The sequence below is a fragment of the Actinocatenispora thailandica genome, assembly GCF_016865425.1.
Classification (GTDB): Bacteria; Actinomycetota; Actinomycetes; order Mycobacteriales; family Micromonosporaceae; genus Actinocatenispora; species Actinocatenispora thailandica.
In genome coordinates this window covers 1,063,611-1,080,139 of sequence record NZ_AP023355.1, presented here as the reverse complement: position 1 = coordinate 1,080,139, position 16,529 = coordinate 1,063,611, and the positions used below count along the sequence as shown (strand labels likewise).

General features: G+C 75.8%; 18 protein-coding genes. 10 read left to right on the top strand and 8 right to left on the bottom strand.

The genetic code is table 11. The features are described from left to right. The first annotated feature begins 15 nt into the window (after positions 1-15). The 3 genes from Athai_RS04780 to Athai_RS04770 are packed head-to-tail and all read left to right on the top strand — an operon-like array spanning position 16 to position 2,989. Positions 16-573 (top strand): MauE/DoxX family redox-associated membrane protein, encoded by a 558-nt coding sequence (locus Athai_RS04780; RefSeq protein WP_203960342.1) that lies wholly within the window; start codon positions 16-18, stop codon positions 571-573. Next, positions 573-1,112 carry a TlpA disulfide reductase family protein gene (locus Athai_RS04775; RefSeq protein ID WP_203960341.1) on the top strand — a complete coding sequence of 180 codons (540 nt, stop codon included), beginning with the start codon at positions 573-575 and terminating at the stop codon, positions 1,110-1,112. Before Athai_RS04780 ends, Athai_RS04775 begins: the two co-directional genes overlap by 1 nt. Then, positions 1,112-2,989, top strand: a complete 1,878-nt coding sequence (locus Athai_RS04770; RefSeq protein WP_239156725.1) for an ABC transporter ATP-binding protein — start codon at positions 1,112-1,114, stop codon at positions 2,987-2,989. Before Athai_RS04775 ends, Athai_RS04770 begins: the two co-directional genes overlap by 1 nt. Before the next feature lie 131 nt (positions 2,990-3,120). Here Athai_RS04770 and Athai_RS04765 read toward each other — a convergent pair whose 3' ends face one another. From Athai_RS04765 to Athai_RS04755, 3 genes are all read right to left on the bottom strand, one after another. Then, positions 3,121-3,603, bottom strand: a complete 483-nt coding sequence (locus tag Athai_RS04765; protein WP_239156724.1) for a S26 family signal peptidase — start codon at positions 3,601-3,603, stop codon at positions 3,121-3,123. A 78-nt stretch (positions 3,604-3,681) separates the two neighbouring features. Beyond that, positions 3,682-4,167: a hypothetical protein gene (locus Athai_RS04760; RefSeq protein WP_203960340.1), complete on the bottom strand. Its 486-nt coding sequence runs from the start codon at positions 4,165-4,167 to the stop codon at positions 3,682-3,684. Continuing rightward, on the bottom strand, positions 4,164-4,790 hold the full coding sequence (locus Athai_RS04755) for an RNA polymerase sigma factor (protein ID WP_203960339.1): 627 nt from the start codon (positions 4,788-4,790) through the stop codon (positions 4,164-4,166). The genes Athai_RS04760 and Athai_RS04755 overlap by 4 nt, the downstream gene beginning before the upstream one ends. Before the next feature lie 329 nt (positions 4,791-5,119). Between Athai_RS04755 and Athai_RS04750 the strand changes: the two genes are divergently transcribed. Next, positions 5,120-5,698 (top strand): DUF3995 domain-containing protein, encoded by a 579-nt coding sequence (locus Athai_RS04750; protein ID WP_203960338.1) that lies wholly within the window; start codon positions 5,120-5,122, stop codon positions 5,696-5,698. On the opposite strand, the gene Athai_RS04745 is transcribed toward Athai_RS04750, so the two are convergent. Then, the gene (locus Athai_RS04745; RefSeq protein ID WP_203960337.1) at positions 5,634-7,598 is read right to left on the bottom strand and encodes an AfsR/SARP family transcriptional regulator; all 1,965 of its coding nucleotides are present in this window, start codon (positions 7,596-7,598) and stop codon (positions 5,634-5,636) included. The two genes, Athai_RS04750 and Athai_RS04745, sit on opposite strands and share 65 nt — an antisense overlap. Positions 7,599-7,752: 154 nt before the next feature. On the opposite strand from Athai_RS04745, the gene Athai_RS04740 reads away from it, so the two are divergent. After that, positions 7,753-8,631, top strand: coding sequence for an alpha/beta fold hydrolase (locus Athai_RS04740; protein WP_203960336.1), 879 nt, complete (start codon positions 7,753-7,755; stop codon positions 8,629-8,631). A gap of 182 nt (positions 8,632-8,813) precedes the next feature. Here the strand turns inward: Athai_RS04740 and Athai_RS04735 are convergent, their stop codons facing one another. Then, positions 8,814-9,488, bottom strand: coding sequence for a response regulator transcription factor (locus Athai_RS04735; protein ID WP_203960335.1), 675 nt, complete (start codon positions 9,486-9,488; stop codon positions 8,814-8,816). Next, positions 9,466-10,713: a sensor histidine kinase gene (locus tag Athai_RS04730; RefSeq protein ID WP_203960334.1), complete on the bottom strand. Its 1,248-nt coding sequence runs from the start codon at positions 10,711-10,713 to the stop codon at positions 9,466-9,468. Before Athai_RS04730 ends, Athai_RS04735 begins: the two co-directional genes overlap by 23 nt. A gap of 218 nt (positions 10,714-10,931) precedes the next feature. Between Athai_RS04730 and Athai_RS04725 the strand changes: the two genes are divergently transcribed. The 4 genes from Athai_RS04725 (at position 10,932) to Athai_RS04710 (ending at position 14,028) form a co-directional block, all read left to right on the top strand. After that, on the top strand, positions 10,932-11,951 hold the full coding sequence (locus Athai_RS04725) for a hypothetical protein (protein WP_203960333.1): 1,020 nt from the start codon (positions 10,932-10,934) through the stop codon (positions 11,949-11,951). A 187-nt stretch (positions 11,952-12,138) separates the two neighbouring features. Beyond that, on the top strand, positions 12,139-12,708 hold the full coding sequence (locus Athai_RS04720; protein WP_203960332.1) for a TIGR03086 family metal-binding protein: 570 nt from the start codon (positions 12,139-12,141) through the stop codon (positions 12,706-12,708). Between the two features lie 74 nt (positions 12,709-12,782). Beyond that, a complete protein-coding gene (locus Athai_RS04715) occupies positions 12,783-13,529 on the top strand; it encodes a YqjF family protein (protein WP_203960331.1) in 747 nt (248 codons plus the stop codon). A gap of 58 nt (positions 13,530-13,587) precedes the next feature. Continuing rightward, on the top strand, positions 13,588-14,028 hold the full coding sequence (locus Athai_RS04710) for a DNA-binding protein (RefSeq protein ID WP_203960330.1): 441 nt from the start codon (positions 13,588-13,590) through the stop codon (positions 14,026-14,028). Between the two features lie 76 nt (positions 14,029-14,104). Here Athai_RS04710 and Athai_RS04705 read toward each other — a convergent pair whose 3' ends face one another. After that, a complete protein-coding gene (locus Athai_RS04705) occupies positions 14,105-14,560 on the bottom strand; it encodes a MarR family winged helix-turn-helix transcriptional regulator (protein ID WP_203960329.1) in 456 nt (151 codons plus the stop codon). A gap of 129 nt (positions 14,561-14,689) precedes the next feature. On the opposite strand from Athai_RS04705, the gene Athai_RS04700 reads away from it, so the two are divergent. After that, the gene (locus tag Athai_RS04700; RefSeq protein WP_203960328.1) at positions 14,690-15,283 is read left to right on the top strand and encodes a cysteine hydrolase family protein; all 594 of its coding nucleotides are present in this window, start codon (positions 14,690-14,692) and stop codon (positions 15,281-15,283) included. A 16-nt stretch (positions 15,284-15,299) separates the two neighbouring features. Here Athai_RS04700 and Athai_RS04695 read toward each other — a convergent pair whose 3' ends face one another. Continuing rightward, positions 15,300-16,343, bottom strand: a complete 1,044-nt coding sequence (locus tag Athai_RS04695) for a suppressor of fused domain protein (protein ID WP_203960327.1) — start codon at positions 16,341-16,343, stop codon at positions 15,300-15,302. Between the last annotated feature and the right edge of the window lie 186 nt (positions 16,344-16,529).

The window sequence follows — 16,529 nt, the reverse complement described above, 5'->3', positions numbered from 1 at the left end:
CGAAAGGACATGTCGATGGCCTACCTGTCGTTCGCGGCCCGCTGCCTGATCCTGGCGATCTTCGCGGCGTCCGCCGCCAGCAAGCTGCGCGGCCCCGCCGCGTTCGCCGAGTTCCGGCGCTCGGCCGCGGCGCTGGGCGGGCCGGTTCCGTTGCCCACCGCCGCGCTCGCGCCGATCGTGGTCACCGCGGAGGTCGCCGTCGTGCTGCTGCTGGCCGTACCCGCGACCGTCGGATTCGGGTTCGCTCTGGCGATCGCGCTGCTCGCCGCGTTCTCGATCGCGATCGTCGCGGCGGTCCGCGCCGGCACCCGCGCGCCCTGCCGGTGCTTCGGCGCCTCGACCACGCCGCTCGGCGCCCCGCACGTCGTACGCAACGCGGCACTGCTCACCGCGGCGGCGCTGGGCCTGGTCGCGACGATCCGACCGCATGCCGGGCTGCATCCCGCCGGGGCGGCGCTGAGCCTGGTGGCCGCCGCGGCGGTCGCGGTGCCGGCGATCCGCTTCGACGACTTCGCCGCCCTGTTCACGGGGACCACGCCGCGGTCTCCCAGCCAGTACCGGAAGGGGACCTGATGGCCTACCTCGTCGCGGCAGTCGTCGTGTTCGGCGCACTGTGCCTGCTGAACCTGGTGCTCACCACCGCGATCGTGCGCCGACTGCGCACCCTCACCGAGACGATCGGCAACACCGCCGCACCGGACGGCGGGGTGCTGCCCGCCGGTACCGGCATCGAGCCGTTCGCGGCCACCGGCATCGACGGCGCCGAGATCACCGACGTCGCGCTCCGCGGCGCCCCCGGCCTCGTCGGGTTCTTCTCCGTGGGGTGCAGCCCGTGCCGCGCCCAGCTGCCGCTGTTCGCCGAGCACGCCCGGCGCTTCCCCGGCGGCGCGGCACGGGTGCTCGCGATCGTCAACGGCGACCCGGCGGAGAACGCCGCACTGGTGGACGGGCTGCGCGGGGTGGCGTCGATCGTCGTCGAGGACGGCAACGTCGGGCTGTCCCGGCACTTCCGGGTCGCCGCGTTCCCGGTGATGTACGCGCTGGATCCCGAGCTGACGGTCACCGCCGGCGGGCACGCCGTCGACGACCTGCCCGCCGTCGCGACGGTGTGATGCGCACCCGACTGCGCGCCGCCCGGTCCGCGCTCGCCGCCGCGGCGGCCTCGGTACGGCTGCTCGGCACGGCCTCCGGCACCGCGGTGCGGATGGCCTGGCGAGCCAGCCCGGCACTGGTGCTCGCATCGATGACGCTCGCGGTGCTGTCCGGCGCGACGCCGGGCGCCGCCGCCTGGCTGACCAAGACCGTGCTGGACCGGTTGGCCGGGCACGCGTCGTGGGCGCAGCTCACCGTACCGGCGGTCGGGTTGGCGCTCGCCGGCCTGGTCGCGGCGGTCGCCCCGCAACTGTCCGGGTACGCCGAGAACGAGCTGCGCCGCTCCGTCAACCTGCTCATGCAGGCGGAGATGTTCGCGGCCATCAACGGGTTCGCCGGGATGCGCCGGTTCGAGGACCCGCGCTTCCACGACCGGCTCCGGCTCGCCCAGCAGGCCGGCCAGTCGGCACCGCAGAAGCTCGTCGCCGCCGCACTGATCGTCGCCCAGTCGCTCGTCACGCTCGCCGGGCTGCTCGGCGCGCTGTTCGTGCTCAGTCCGCTGATGGCGGTCGTGGTGCTCGTCTCGACGCTCCCCGCGGTACTCGCGCAGCTGGCGTTGAGCCGGCAGCGGGCCCGGTTCATGTGGCGGTCCAGCCCGACCGCACGCCGGCAGCTGTTCTACGCCGCGCTGCAGACCGACCCGGTCGCGGCGAAGGAGGTCCGGCTGTTCGGCCTCGGCGACTGGCTGCGTGGCCGGATGCTGACCGACCTGCGTACCGTGAACACTGGGGAACGCGCGCTGGATCGCGGCGTGGTGCGCACCCAGGCGGCGCTGGCGCTGCTCGGCGCGCTGGTGGCGGCCGGCGGCCTGGTGTACGCGATCGCCGCAGCGGCCCGCGGATCGCTGACCCTCGGCGACGTCACCGTGTTCGTGGCGGCCATCGCCGGCGCCCAGTCGGCGCTGTCCAACCTGGTCTCCCGGATCGCCGACTCGCACCAGTCCGCCACCATGTTCGAGCACTACCTCGACGTGGTACGCAGCCCGAGCGACCTGCCGGTGCCCGCCACACCGGCCGCGCTGCCGGCGCTGCGGCGCGGGATCGAGCTGCGCGACGTGTGGTTCCGCTACGACGAGTCCGGGCCGTGGGTGCTGCGCGGCGTCGACCTGTTCCTGCCGTACGGGCAGGCGGCGGCGCTGGTCGGGCTCAACGGGGCCGGGAAGAGCACGCTGGTCAAGCTCGTCTGCCGGTTCTACGACCCGACCCGCGGCAGCATCCGGTGGGACGGCGTCGACATCCGGGACGTACCGGTGGCGCAGCTGCGCGACCGCATCGGCGCGGTGTTCCAGGACCACATGAACTACGACCTGTCCGCCGCGGAGAACGTCGGGCTCGGCGACCTGTCCGTGCTCGACGACCGGGGCCGGATCCGCGCCGCCGCCGACGCCGCCGACATCGACGAGACCCTGGCCGGCCTGCCCCGCGGCTACGACACGATGCTGAGCCGGCTGTTCTACGCCGGTGAGGACGACGAGGACCCCGAGGTGGGTGTGTCCCTGTCCGGCGGCCAGTGGCAGCGCGTCGCGCTCGCCCGCGCGCTGCTGCGGCAGGGCCGCGACCTGCTGATCCTGGACGAACCGAGTTCCGGGCTGGACGCCGAGGCCGAGCACGCCATCCACGAGCGGCTGCGCGCGCACCGGGCCGGCCGCACCAGCCTGCTCATCTCGCACCGGCTCGGCGCGGTCCGGCAGGCCGACCTGATCGTGGTGTTGGCCGGCGGTCGCATCGTGGAGCGGGGCGACCACGCGACGCTGCTCGCCGCCGAGGGCGAGTACGCCCGGCTGTTCGCCCTGCAGGCGGCCGGCTACCAGGCGGAGAACGCCGGTTCGGCGGCCTGACCACGGTCGCGGCCCGTCAGCCCGGGCCGACCGATCGCGCCGTGACGGCCGCGCCGTGACGGCCGCGCCGCGACGGCCGCGCTGTGACGGCCGGGCCCGAGCGGTCGGGCTGCGGCGGTCGCGGCGGTGGGTCAGCGGGCGCGGCCGAGTTCCCGGACGACGGTGCCGAGCAGGCGTTCGGCCGGGAAGTAGCCGAGCGACCGGGAGTCGACGCTCCGGTCGTTGTCCCCCAACAGCACCAGGCACCCCGGTGGTACCGGCGCGGCCGGCTCGGCGACCGCCGCCCGCACCGTCGCCGGCACCGGGTCCCCGGGCAGCGCCGCGACCCGCTTGATGAACCAGTGCCGGCCGTCGAGGCGGCCGTCGAACGCCGGCAACCCCGACCAGTCCGGCACGTCCGGGTTCGGCGGCCCCTCGACGACCACGATCTGGCCGACCCGCACGGCCTCCGGGCGGCGCCGGCGCACCAGCACCCGATCACCGGGATCCAGCGCCGGCGCCATGCTCGATCCGCTGACCGCCACCGCGACCAGCTGCCGGCGCGCGGCGACCAGCGCGGCGGCGACCGCGCCGACCGCGACGACTCCCCCGACCAGCACCGCCACCGAACGCACCGCCACCACCCCCGTCCAGGTCCGGCGCGCCGCCGGTACCGCTGCCGTGCCCGGCGCCGGATCGCCGTGGCGGCAAGCCTATCCGGCCCGTCCGGGGAAGCGGCGGTGCAGGTTGCCGACGACCCGACGACCGATGCGGCGCCGAGCCGGCACGAGCAGCGGCGCGAGCACCCGAGCGCCCGGCAGCACGTTGCCGGCCAGGTAGCCGACCCGGGTGTGCTCGCCGGCCGGCACGGCGGCCATCCCGAACACCAGGAACCGGTTGCGCAGCAGACACCAGCCGTCCCGCAGCACGCCGTCGAATCGGCCCCGCAGCCCGCTGCGGCCCAGGACGTGCACCTGCAGGCGTTCGCCGTCGGCGGCCAGCACCCGCAGCCGCCGGATGTCCGGCACCAGCGCCGGGAACTCGCGTTCCAGGTCCCGCAACACCGGCCAGGACGCGGCGAACGGCACCGGCAGCGTCGTCTCGGTCAACCACGCACCGGGGTACGCGGCGTGGACGGCGCGGAGCCGCCGCAGGTCGTCGAGTTCGGCGACGGGCCAGCGGGAATGTGGCCGGTTCACCGCGGTCTCCTCTCGGTCGAGCGAACCTCGTCCCGGTCCGCCGGCTCGCCGGCCAGCCAGGCCCGCCGGAACATCCGGCGGGCGCGGAACAGCCGGGACCGGACCGTGCCGGCCGGTACGCCGAGCAGCCGCGCGGCGTGCGCCTCGTCGAGGCCCTCCAGGTCGCGCAGTGTCAGCACCGCGCGGTGTTCCGGCGCGAGGCGGCGCAGCACGTCGGCGACGTCGACGGCGAGTACCGGGTCGCCCGGCGCCGGGATCTCGGCCAGCTCGGCCGGTACCGTCCGGGCCGAGCGGCGGGCCACCCGGACCGCCTCCCGGACGGTGATCACCCGTACCCAGCCGAACAGCGCTTCCGGGCTGCGCAGGGACCGCAGGTTGCGCAGGATCACGATCAGCGCCTCCTGCGCGGCGTCCGGCCCGTCCGCGAGGGCGATCGGTCCGCACAGTCGCCGCACGTACGGGGTGATCAGGTCCAGCAGTTCGTGCAGCGCGAGCAGGTCACCGCGCTGCGCGTCGCGCACCACCAGCGCGACCCGCTCCTCCCGTCCGGGCGCAGCGGCGTCGAGTGGTGCCAGCTGCGCCCGGTCGCCCGAGGCGTCGCCGCGGCGATCGGGCGCGGTCATCGGCACGGCCGCCGGTCCTGCGGTCGGCCGTACCCGGCGCGACGGTCCCTCGGCTACCTCCGTCTCGTCGGTGTACCGGGAAGGAGCCTGCCGGGCGGCCGAACGTTCCCGACTGTGAGGTGGTTCACCGAACGGAGCGACCCGACCGTGACGCGGCTCTGTCCGTACGAGATCGGGCCGGTCGACCCGCGACCGGCCGGCTCCAACCGGGCCCGGCAGCACCGCGTCGGGTGGCCGGGAAGGCGCAGGCGGGCCCGCCCAACGGCGACGCCCCAGGCGGCCTCCCCGGCCGCGACGCCGCTCGCGGCCCGGACCACAGGGAGGTAACGGTGAGGCTCCGTCCGATCGCCGGCGCCACGATGGCGTCGGTACTGGCCGCCGACGGCGGCCTGCACACGTTCTGGGCCGTGACCGGCAGCCCGTGGCCGGCACCCGACCACCGGACGCTGTCCGCCGCGCTGCTCGACCGGCAGGTGCCGTTCACCCCGCCGGTACTGGTCCCGCTGGCGGTGCTGCTGTTCGGCGGTGCGGCGCTGGTGGCCGCGCGGGCCGGGCTGCTCGGCGCGACCGGCCGGCGACTACCGCACTGGCTGCCGTACCTGGCGACGCTGGCGGTGACCGGCGGCATCGCGGTACGGGCGGTGGCCGGCCTCGGCTGGCTGTTCGCCGCCGATCCGGCGACCGCCTTCTTCGCGCTCAACCTGGCGCTCTACACGCCGCTGTGCCTGCTGCTCGGCGCCGCCGGGCTGGTACTGCTGCGCCGGGAGCGGCGCGACCGGTGGGGACGAAGCCAGGCCGGGCGCCGCCCGGATGCCCGCCCCGCCAACGGCACCCCGCCGGCCGTCAGCGCCGGCCGGCCAGCGCCGCGGACAGCCGGGACAGGTGGTCGGACACCGGGCCGAGAGTGAGCACGCCGCTGCCGGCACCGGCGAGTTCGCCGGCCGCCGGCCGCAACGCGTCCCGGGCGCCGCCCATCACGGTACGGTCGCCCAGCTGCACCGCGGCATCGCCGACGAGGCACCACAGCGCCTCGGCCAGGTGATCGTGCCGCGGCTCCGGTACCGCCCGCAGCGCCGCACCCGCCGCCCCGGTGCGGCCCGCCGCGAGCAGCGTCAGCGGCCGCACCCACGGCCGGTACGGGCCCCAGTCCAGCTCCCCGGTCGGTGCCGGGATGCCGTTGCTGCGCCGCACGCTCAGCAGCGCGAGCGGGAGCAGCCCGTGCCGCATCCCGGGCATCCCGGCGCCGTCGAGCAGCGCCGCGGCCTGCCGGTAGGCGGTCACCGTAGTGTCCGGCGCCGCCCCGGTGATCGCCGTCCGCAGCGCCCGGTACCAGGTGGTGAACACGGCGACCAGCGGCGACTCGTACCGGCGGGCGAGCGCGTCGGCGGCCCCGGCGTGCCCGTCCGCCGCGGACACGTCGCCGAGGCCGGCGGCAGCCTGCATGCCGATCAGGTGGCCGAGCAGCTCGTAGGTGGTCAACCCGCGGCCGGCGGCCAGCTCGACCAGTTCGGCGCCGATCGCGGCGCGCTCCGCGGCCAGCCCGGTCCGGCCGAACGACTGGAGGAACAGGCCGTTCAGCGCGAACGCGAGCAGCGCCGGGTCACCGGCCGCGCGGGCGAGCGTCACCGCCTCCTCGGCCGCGGACCGTACCGCCGGGTCGCCACCGCCGCGGGACTCCACCGCGATGGTGGCGAGCAGCCGGGCCCGGTGCGCGACCGGGCCGCCGGCCGGCAACCGGGCGAGGGTGCGCCGCGCCGCCGCGACCACCTCGGCGGCCTGCTCCTCGTCGTCCACCCGGGACCAGATCGCCGGCACGTCGTAGCCGCCGATGACCCGCGCGGTCAGCTCGACGTCGCCGAGCTCCTCCGCCGCCCGGATGGTGTCCAGCCGCTGCGCCCGCGCCTCCACCAGCCCCGGCCCGCCGGTGACCGCGAGGGTGCGCAGCAGGTCCACGGTGGAGCGCAGCCGGGTACGCGCGCCCGGGGTCGAGCGGTAGCTCGACGCGGCGCGCAGCCAGATCCGGTCCGCCACGTCGTCGTGCCCCGCCGGCGCCGGCTCGGACCGGCGAAGGATGTCGGTCTCCAGCTGCTGCAGGGCCGGGCTCGGGTCCAGCCCGAGCCGGTCGACCAGCATCGACCGGGCCCGGCGCAGCACCGCCAGCGCCTCGGCCTGCCGGTCGGTGTCCCGCAGCGCCTCGGCGAGCATCGCCCACGCCCGCTCCCGCCACGGATGGTCGGCCAGGTGCGCGTCGAGATCGGGTACCACCTCGGCGGCCCGGCCCAGCGCCAGCCGGGCGCCCGCGGACAGCTCCACCGCCTGCAGCCGCAGCTCGGTCAGCCGGGCCCGGTCGGCGCGGGCCCACGGCTCCTCCGCGAACTGCCCGTACGCGGGGCCGCGCCACCAACCCAGCGCCACCGCGAGGGTGCCGGCGGCCTCGACCGGCGCGGCGGTACGGGCCGCGCGCACCGCCGCCTCGAACCGGCTCGCGTCGAGCAGCTCGGTGGGCAGCCGCAGCGCGTACCCGGCGCCCGCGGTGACCAGCACCCGCGGCGCGGCGCGCGGCGGCCGGTCCGGTTCCAGCGCCCGGCGCAGGTCACCGACGAAGGTACGGATCGCGCCGGCCGGGTTGGCCGGTGGCGCCGGCCACAGGTCGTCGACCAGGATCGGCAGCGACACCGACCGGCCGCGGGCGGCGACCAGCCGGGCGAGTACCGCCCGGTGCCGCGGCCCCTTCAGCGCGATCTCGGCGCCGTCGGCGTCCCACGCGGTGACCGCGCCGAGCACCCCGACGGTGACCGGGCCGCTCACCGCGGCTCCGCCCGCGCCCGGAACCCGGCAGGGCACCGGGACGCGTCACTCGCACGCCGCCGGCTCACCGCGCACCAGCCGCTGCTGATCGGATGCTGATCGGCCCCGGGCACGGTGGACCCGGACACCGGCAATCGAGCAAGGAGCAGCGAGCATGACCAGCACCATCACCGACTTCGAGTACCGGCGGGTGCCCGTCGCCGACGGCGTCGCGCTCAACGTGGCGATCGGCGGCACCGGCAGCCCGCTGGTCCTGCTGCACGGGTTCCCGCAGACGCACCTGATGTGGCGGTACGTGGCCCGCGAGCTGGCCGCCGAGCACACCGTGATCTGCCCGGACCTGCGCGGCTACGGCGCCAGCGACAAGCCGGCCGCCACCGACGAGACGACGTACGCCAAGCGCACCATGGGCGGTGACATCGTCGCGCTGGCCACCGCGCTGGGCTACGACCGGTTCGCCCTGGCCGGGCACGACCGGGGCGCGCTCGTCGGGTTTCGTACCGCGCTGGACCACCCGGACCGGGTCACCCACTTCGGCAGCCTCGACGTGGTACCGACCCTGGACACCTGGCAGGTGCTGCACGGCGTGTCCGCCGCGGTCGGCTTCCACCTGTACCTGATGGCGCAGCCGCCCGGCCTGCCGGAGCTGATGATCGAGCGCAGCGCGGACGAGTTCTTCGGCCACTTCCTCGACGCCTGGTCGAGCCGGCCGGACACGATCGAGCCCGAGTACCGCGCCGCCTACCTCGCCGCGAGTGCGCACGCGGTGCCCTCGATCGTGGCCGACTACCGCGCCTCGGCCGGCATCGACATCCGGCACGACCAGGCCGACGCCGACCTGGGCCGCCAGCTGCGGATGCCGGTCACGGTGATCCAGCAGGACTGGGGCGACGCGCTCGGCTACGACGCCGCCGCCGTCTGGCGGGCCTGGGCGCCCGACCTGCAGCACCTGACCACCAACGCCGGGCACTTCATGGCCGAGGAGGCACCCGCCGAGATCACCGCCGCGCTCCGCGACCTGCTGGCCCGGTGACGGCCCGGCCGGCACGGCGTCCTGCGGTGGCGGCGTGCGCATACCGCCGATCGTAACCAGCCCACCGCGCACCACCGGCCGAACCGGGCATCAGCGGGCCGCGCGCACCGGTGCCGGGCATCAGCTGGCGGCGCGCACCGGCCGGAGCGGGCGTCGGGTCGCCGCCGGCCCCGCCACCGGCCTCAGGAGGTGAGGCCGGCGTCGCGGGCGAGCAGGCCGGCCTGGGTCCGGTTGCGGCAGGCGAGCTTGACCAGCAGCCGGGACACGTACCCCTTGACGGTGGCTTCGCTCAGGTACAGCCGGGCCGCGATGGCCGCGTTGGACAGCCCGGCGCCGAGGCAGCCGAGCACCTCGCGTTCCCGGTCGGTCAGCTCGGCGACCAGCCGGGCGACCGGCTCGGGCGGCGCCGCCGGAGCCGCCGAGGCGGCGAGCAGCCGCCGGGTCGCCGCGGCGGACAGCACCGTGTGGCCGTCCGCGGCGACCCGTACCAGGCCGATCAGATCCTCCGGCGGCGTCGACTTGAGCAGGAAGCCGGCCGCGCCCGCCCGCAGCGCGCGGGTCACGTACTCGTCGGTGTCGAAGGTGGTCAACGCCACCACCGCCGGCGGCTCGGGCAGCGCGGTGATGCGTTCGGTGGCGACCAGCCCGTCCGTACCGGGCATCCGCAGGTCCATCAGCACCACCTGCGGGCGCAGCCGGGTGACCGCGTCGAACGCCGCCGCGCCGTCGGCGGCGGTACCGACGACCTCGATGTCGGCGGCGGTGGTCAGGATCGTGCGCAGGTAGGCGCAGACCATCGCCTCGTCGTCGACGAGCAGGACCCGGACGACGCGGTCAGCCGGTACTGGTGGACACATGGGAAGGCATTCTCGCATCCAGCTGGAACCCGCCGTGCCCGGTCGGGCCGGCGCGCAGGCTGCCGCCGATCGCGTCGAGCCGGCCGCGGAGGCCGGCGATGCCGCTGCCGGTACCGGTACCGGCCAGGTCGACGCCGCCCGCCGCCGGGCCGGGAGACTGTCCATTGTGGACAATCAGGTGCACCTGATCGGTCCGGTACCGCACGGTCACCGTCACCGGCGCGCCGGGCGCGTGCTTGTGCACGTTCGTCAACCCCTCCTGGACCACCCGGTAGGCGGTGCGCCGCACGACCGGTGAGGCGAGTGCCGGATCGCCGGCCTGGTCCAGCTCGACCGGCAACCCGACCGCGCGCGAGTCGGCCACCAGCGCGGCCAGCTCACCCGGCGGCCCGACCGGCAGGCCCGGCCCGGCCGGCAGAACGGCCTCGTCGGGCCGCTCGGTGCGATCCGGGCCGCGGCGCAGCACACCGAGCAGGTCGGACAGCTCCTCCAGCGCCTGGCAGCCGGTGACCCGCAGCGCCTCCGCCGCGTCCCGTACCGGCTGGTCCGGCGAGGTCATCCGGAGCGCGCCGGCCTGCAGCACCATCAGGTTCACCCGGTGCGCCACCGAATCGTGCAACTCGGCGGCGAGCCGGGTACGTTCGCCCGCGCGGGCCCGTTCGGTCAGCAGGACCCGTTCCCGTTCGGCCAGCTCGGCGCGCTCGCGCAGGGTGCGGACCATCTGCACGCGGGCGGCCAGGTACAGCCCGAGCAGCGCCGGCACCGCGGTGTGCAGCAGCCCGATCGGCGTGTCCACCCAGGTCGGCTGCCACGGCCGGGCGGCGAGCACGGTGCCGGCGGCGATCAGTACCCACACCGGGACCGCGCGGCGCTGCGGCGCGCCCAGGCGCAACCCGATCACCACCGTGGACAGCGCGAGCGGCGGCCACAGGTTCACCCCGGTGTAGCGCAGCAGCGGCGCCGTCGGCGCGACCAGGGTGGGCAGCAGGCCCGCCACCACGACCGCGGCGACCAGCACGGCCGCCGCGACCGGCCGGGTGCGCAGCAGCAGCACGGCCGGCGTCGCGGCCAGTTGCAGGCCGGTGACCAGCCACACCGTCGCCAGCGCCGCCGGGTCGGCGGCGCCATCCAGCGCCAGCGGTACCGAGCCGAGCGCGGCGGCGGCGAGCAGCACCACGGCCAGCGGGCCGGTCCGGGTGTGCCGCGACGGGGGAGTTTCCTGCACGGTCACCCACGCTACGCAGCCGCCGCCCCGCCGCCACGCATCGCCGCCGGGTACCGACGAAAGTCGCACGGTGATCGCGACGAAGGTCGCGGCTCGGCGCCGGCCAGCAGCCGTTCGGCGGCCCGGAACCAGACCATCTCCGCTGGTCCCGAAGCCGCCCCGGCTGCTGGTATCGGTACCGATCGCCGGCCGCCGGCCGGCCGCCGAAGGGGGCAGCCGTGACGTACCACCCACCGGGCCGCAAGCGGGCCGCGCTGACACTGATCGTCCTCACGCCGCTGGTCGCCGAGCTGGCGCTGGGCAGTACGCCGATCCACTTCGCGTTCCTGCTCCTGCTGTGGCTGCCGATCTACGGGTTCGGGGTGCTGCTGATCCGGGAAGTGGTACGTCGCTGCGGCGGTGGGTGGCCCAGCCTGGTCCTGCTCGGGGTGGCGTACGAACTCGTCGAGGACGGCATCGGGTTGCAGGCGCTGACCAGCCCGCACCTGTACGGCGCGGCCCGGATGGCGCCGCGGCTGTTCGGCTTCAACACCGCGTACTGGGAGATGAACGTCGTCTATCACGTGGTGTTCAGCGTGCTGATCCCGATCGCCCTCACCGACCTGCTGTTCCCCGCCCTGCGGGACCGCCCGTACCTGCGCCGCTGCGGCCTGGCCGGGATCGGGGCCGGGGCCTTGCTCGGCGTGGCGCTGCTGCGCGCGACGGTGCCGCCCAGCCAGGATCCCGGCTATCAGGCGCCGGCCTGGGTACTGGCCGGTTGCGTGCTCGCCGTCGCGGTGCTCGCCGTCCTCGGCCTCGCGGTGCTGCCCCGGCGCGCGCCCCGCCGTACCCCGGTCGGTTCTTCCGTTGGCGCGCCACGACCGTGGCTGGTCGGCGCGGTCGGCGCGATCGCCACCGGCGGGTTCCTGGTCCTGTCCTTCCCGATCGGGGACGCCACCCAACCGGCGTTCACGCACGGCGCGTGGGTGCTGGTACCGATGGCCGCGGCGGCGGTGCTCGCGATCGGCACCGGCGCGGCGATCGTCCGCTGGTCGGGAGCCGGTTCCTGGTCCGACCGGCACCGGATCTGGCTGCTCGGTGGCGCGCTCGCGGCGCACTCGATGTTCGGCGCGGTCGCCGTCGTGCACCAACCGGTGGACCGGATCGGCCTGGTCGTGCTGGCCGCCGCCAGCGTCGCGTTGCTGGCCGCGCTGTCCCGCCGCCGGCCCGCAGTGGCACCCGACCGGATCCCGGCCTGACCGGCGGATCGCCGCCGCCCGCGAACCTTGTCGTCGCCATCCGCGGCCACCCCTCGACGCCCGGTCGCCGCTCGCCGTGACAGCTCGCCGCCGGGCCGCCGCGCGCCGTCACCCTCGCCGCTCGCGGCCCGCCCACCGGGAACCTGCGAAGGACGCGCCCCACCGACCGTGGCTAGGCTCGGCAACCGTGACCTACGAGCAACAGCGGCAGGACTACGTGGCCGCCCTGGACTGGGTGGCCAGGCTGATGGCCCAGACTGCGGCGGAGCAGCTGGGCCGGCCGACCCCCTGCACCGAGTTCACCGTGCGGGCGCTGCTGGGACATCTGGTCGGGACGGCGCGGCGCGGCCTCGGCACCGCGGACGGGACGTCGACCCGGGGCGTGCCGCACGTGGTGACCGACGTGCCGGACGCCGAACTCGCCGCGGAGTACGCCCGGCTGGCGGCACGGCTCGGGCCGGCCTGGTCGCGGCGGACCGGACAGCAGCCGGTCACCGCGCCGTGGGGGCGGTGCAGTGCGCTCGACGCCGTTCGCGGCTTCACCGTGGAGACCCTCACGCACGGCTGGGACCTGGCGGTCGCGACCGGGCAGCCCGCCGACGCGCTGGAGCCGGTGGCGCAGCGATGCCTGGCGCTCGCTCCCGACGTGGTGCCGGACCGGCTGCGCGGCGTGATGTACGACGAGCCGGTGGACAGCGACGCGACGATCCCGGCCACCGAGCGGCTGGCCCGGCTGCTCGGCCACCGACGGCTCTGACGCGGCGCCGGTACCGCCGGCGGTCCGGCCCGGCGGCCGGACCGGGCACCCGCGACGGTGTCAGGATCGTCGGCATGGATGCGCCCGTGGGCTCCGACGCCGAGCCGGTCACCGCCACCGCTCCCCGGCCGGTACCGGTCGCCGTCCTGGCGCAGGACTGGCGGGAGGTGACGTTCCTGCACTGGGCGGTGTCGCCGGCTGCGGTCGCGCCGTTGCTGCCGGCCGGGCTGCGGCCGGACCTGCACGAGGGGCGCACGTACCTGGGGCTGGTGGCGTTCCGGATGGTGCGGGTGGGGCCGCCTCGGCTGCCGGTGCCCTACCTCGGCACGTTCGCCGAGACGAACGTCCGGGTGTACTCCGTGGACGGTCGAGGCCGGCGCGGCGTGGTGTTCCTGTCCCTGGACGCGGCCCGACTGCTGCCGGCCCTGGTCGGCCGGTGTGCGGCGCGGCTGCCGTACCGGTGGGCGGCGATGCGGCTGCGGCGGGAGCCGGGCGGCACCGTGCGGTACCTGTCCCGTACCCGGTGGCCGGGCCGCGGTGTCCGGGACCTGCTGGCGGTACGGCCCGGCGCGCGGATCGCGACGCCGAGCGCGACCGAGACGTTCCTGACGGCACGGTGGGGCCTGCACACCCGCCTCGCCGGCCGCACCTGGTACCTGCCGAACATCCACCAGAGCTGGCCACTGCACCGCGCGGAGCTGCTCGACCGGGACAGCGGGCTGGTCACGGCGAGCGGCCTGGCGGACGCCGCAGCCGACCCGGTGAGCGTGCTCTGGTCGCCAGGCGTCTCGGTCCGCTTCGGCCCGCCGAAGCCGGCTTGAACACTCCGTTGAAAACAACTCGTTGACAACTGGCGCTCGCCCGAGGCAGGCTGGTGGCATGTCGAGTCCCAGCTCCCCCGACCCGTTCGTTGCCCCCGAACCGAGCCGCGCTCGCGCCGAGCGGGTGCACGCGGCGCTGCTGCGCATCGGCGAGCGGCACGCAGCCACCGACGCGCAGCGCGCCCGCCAGGTGCACCCGTCGATGCTTGCGCCACACGAGGCGGTGCGGCTGGTGTCGTTCCTGCTCAGCGGCGCCGCACTGACCGACGGCGACGAACCGGAGGTCGACCAGGCGGACATCACTGCCGCGTTGAGCCTGGTTCCGCTGGTCCGCTCGGAGCTGGACGAGTTGGAGGGTGGGCTGCTCGCAATGGCCCGCGGTCGCGGCCTGACCTGGGCGCAGATCGCGTTCGGGCTCGGCCTGGGCACCCCGCAGGCCGCCCGCCAGCGCTACGAGCGGCTCGCCGGCCGCATCGCCGACCCCGGGCCGTCCGAGTAGCCGCGTCGCCCGGCCGACGACCAGGGCGCCAGCCGGCAGCATCGGTTGCCGGCTCGGCCGTGCGCCGTCGGCGGAGCTACTCGCCGACGACGCGGCGCAGCAGGGCGATCGCGTCGTTGATCCGTGCCAGCTGGTCGGCGGTGAGTTCGCGGTCGAGTTCCTGAGCGAGCCAGGCGTGCCGGCCCTGCCGCCCGCTCGCCACCTGCGCCTGCCCGGCCGCGCTGAGCGTGATGATCTGGCGCCGGCCGTCCTCCGGATCGGGCCGCCGTTCGATCAGCCCCTGCGCGTCGAGTGCGTTGAGGATCACCGTCATCGACTGCGGCCGGACGCCCTCGGCGGCGGCGAGCACGGTGGTGGACGAGGCGCCGTCCTTGCCGAGCCGGATCAGAACCGAGGTCTGCGACGGGGTGAGCCCCTCGGTCGGTACGGCGCGCATCCGGGTGCGCAACCGGCGAAACAGGACGACGAGGTCCCGGGCCGCGGCGGTCGCGGCCGGCGAGGTGGCGGGCTCCCGGTCGGGCGACGATGCCATGGGCAGATCCTTCGTTGATATACTCAGTTCCAGCTACACAGTTTACCTGCAAGTACCACCGCGCGGAGCAGCCGACAGCAGGAGCCTAGCCGCGCGGCCACCCGTACCGACGCGTCCCGAAGGAACACGATGACCGACTCGTTGCCCACGATCGACCCACGGCACACCGCCCTGCTCGTGATGGACTACCAGCCGGCGGTGCTCGCCGCCACACCCGACGCCGAGGCCCTGCTCGGACGGGCCCGGCAGGCGATCGACACCGCCCGCCGGCACGGCGCGCACGTCGGGTACGTGCGGGTCGGGTTCACCGACGCCGACCTCGCCGCGATCCCCGCGCACAGCCCGATGGCCGCCGCGGCCCGCCACTACGGCGACCAGATGCACGCCGACGCCCCGGCCACCCAGGTACACGAAAGCCTTGCGCCGCAACCGAACGACATCGTCGTCCGGAAGACCCGGGTCGGCGCGTTCGGCACCACCGACCTGCACCGACAGCTGCGCGACCGGGACGTCGACACGCTGGTACTCGCCGGCATCAGCACCAGCGGTGTGATGCTCTCGACGGTGCGGGACGCGCACGACCGTGACTTCCGGGTGCTGGTCCTCGCCGACGCCACCGCCGACCGCAACCCGGACGTGCACCGGTTCCTGACCGAGCAGATCTTCCCGCACCAGGCCGCCGTGCTCGGCACCGCCGACCTCGACGGCCGGTTCGCCGCCTGACCCGCGGCGCCGACGGTCAGCCGATGGTCCGGACGACCTCGCCCGAGGTGGCGCTGCGGATCTCGGACCGTTCGACGTGCACGGTCAGCGGAAAACCCGGCACCGGGTGGTCACCGGCGACCGGCCGCAGCACGCCGGCGAGTCCGGTGACCGCCGCCGGCGGCAACGTCAGGACCAGCGTCGCGTCGTCGACGTCGATCCCGAACGACACACCGGGTTCCAGCCGGATCGGCTGCCCGGGGCCGTGCAGAACAAGCGGCCGGCCGTGGCCGAGCCGGGCCGGGATCATCCGGCGCAGCGTGTCGGCGGCGATCGCACCGATCGTCAGCGTCGCCACCCCGGCCGCCACCGAGCAGGCACCCACCTCCAGGTACTCGCTGCCGGTGAACGAGCCGTCCCGGTCGCTGCCGGCCGCGGCCGCCGCGGCGGTCGCCGGATCGTCCAGCGCGCTCGGCCGGTCCAGGTCGGTGACGTACGACGGCAGCCGGGGCCCGAGCAGGTCGAGGAACGACGAGACCCGCCACAGCTCGGCGGCCGTCAGCTCGTCCAGGGTCAGCCCGACCAGCTGCAGGAACCGCACCCGCCCGTGCGGCGTGTCGATCGCGGGCAGCTCCGGATCCTCGACGAACGCCACGGCCCGGATCAGCGTGTCCGGACGGTCCAGCGCGATCGGCCCGTTGAGGTTCAGGTGGTGCCCGGGCTCGAACCAGTTGCCGGACTTGAAGACGTAGCGGGCCAGGTTCTGCAGCACGTTCAGCGCCCAGGCCGGCGGCTCGGTCTCGGCGCTCCCGCGCGCCACCCGGAAGGTGAACTCGAAACCCCAGCCGGACTCGTCGGCGTTGCTGGACTCCTTCTCGTACAGCTCGGTCATCCCGTAGCTGACCAGGTGCCAGTGCGGCACCGGATCGGCCCGCGGGTACGCGCTGATGCCGTCCAGCGGGTCCGGCCCGCCGAGCCGCCACTTGACCAGCGTGCCGTAGTGCCGCGGTTCCGCGTCGCCGTACAGCCGCGCCAGCGCGCCGTCGATCGCGTCCCAGCCCGGTACCTCGTCGCCCGCCATCGTGCTCCTCCCCCGCCCGCCACCCGCCGCTGTCCGCGGCCCGGCGGGCCGCCCGCTGATCGGTCCGGCGAGTGCCGGGCCCGCCTGCCGCGTCCCGGCATTCTGGCACCTCCCGGTCCGGCGGGCCGTCCGGGACGCCGCCGCGGGGACCGGCCGGCCTGGTGTCCGCCGCGGACGCGACTCGGG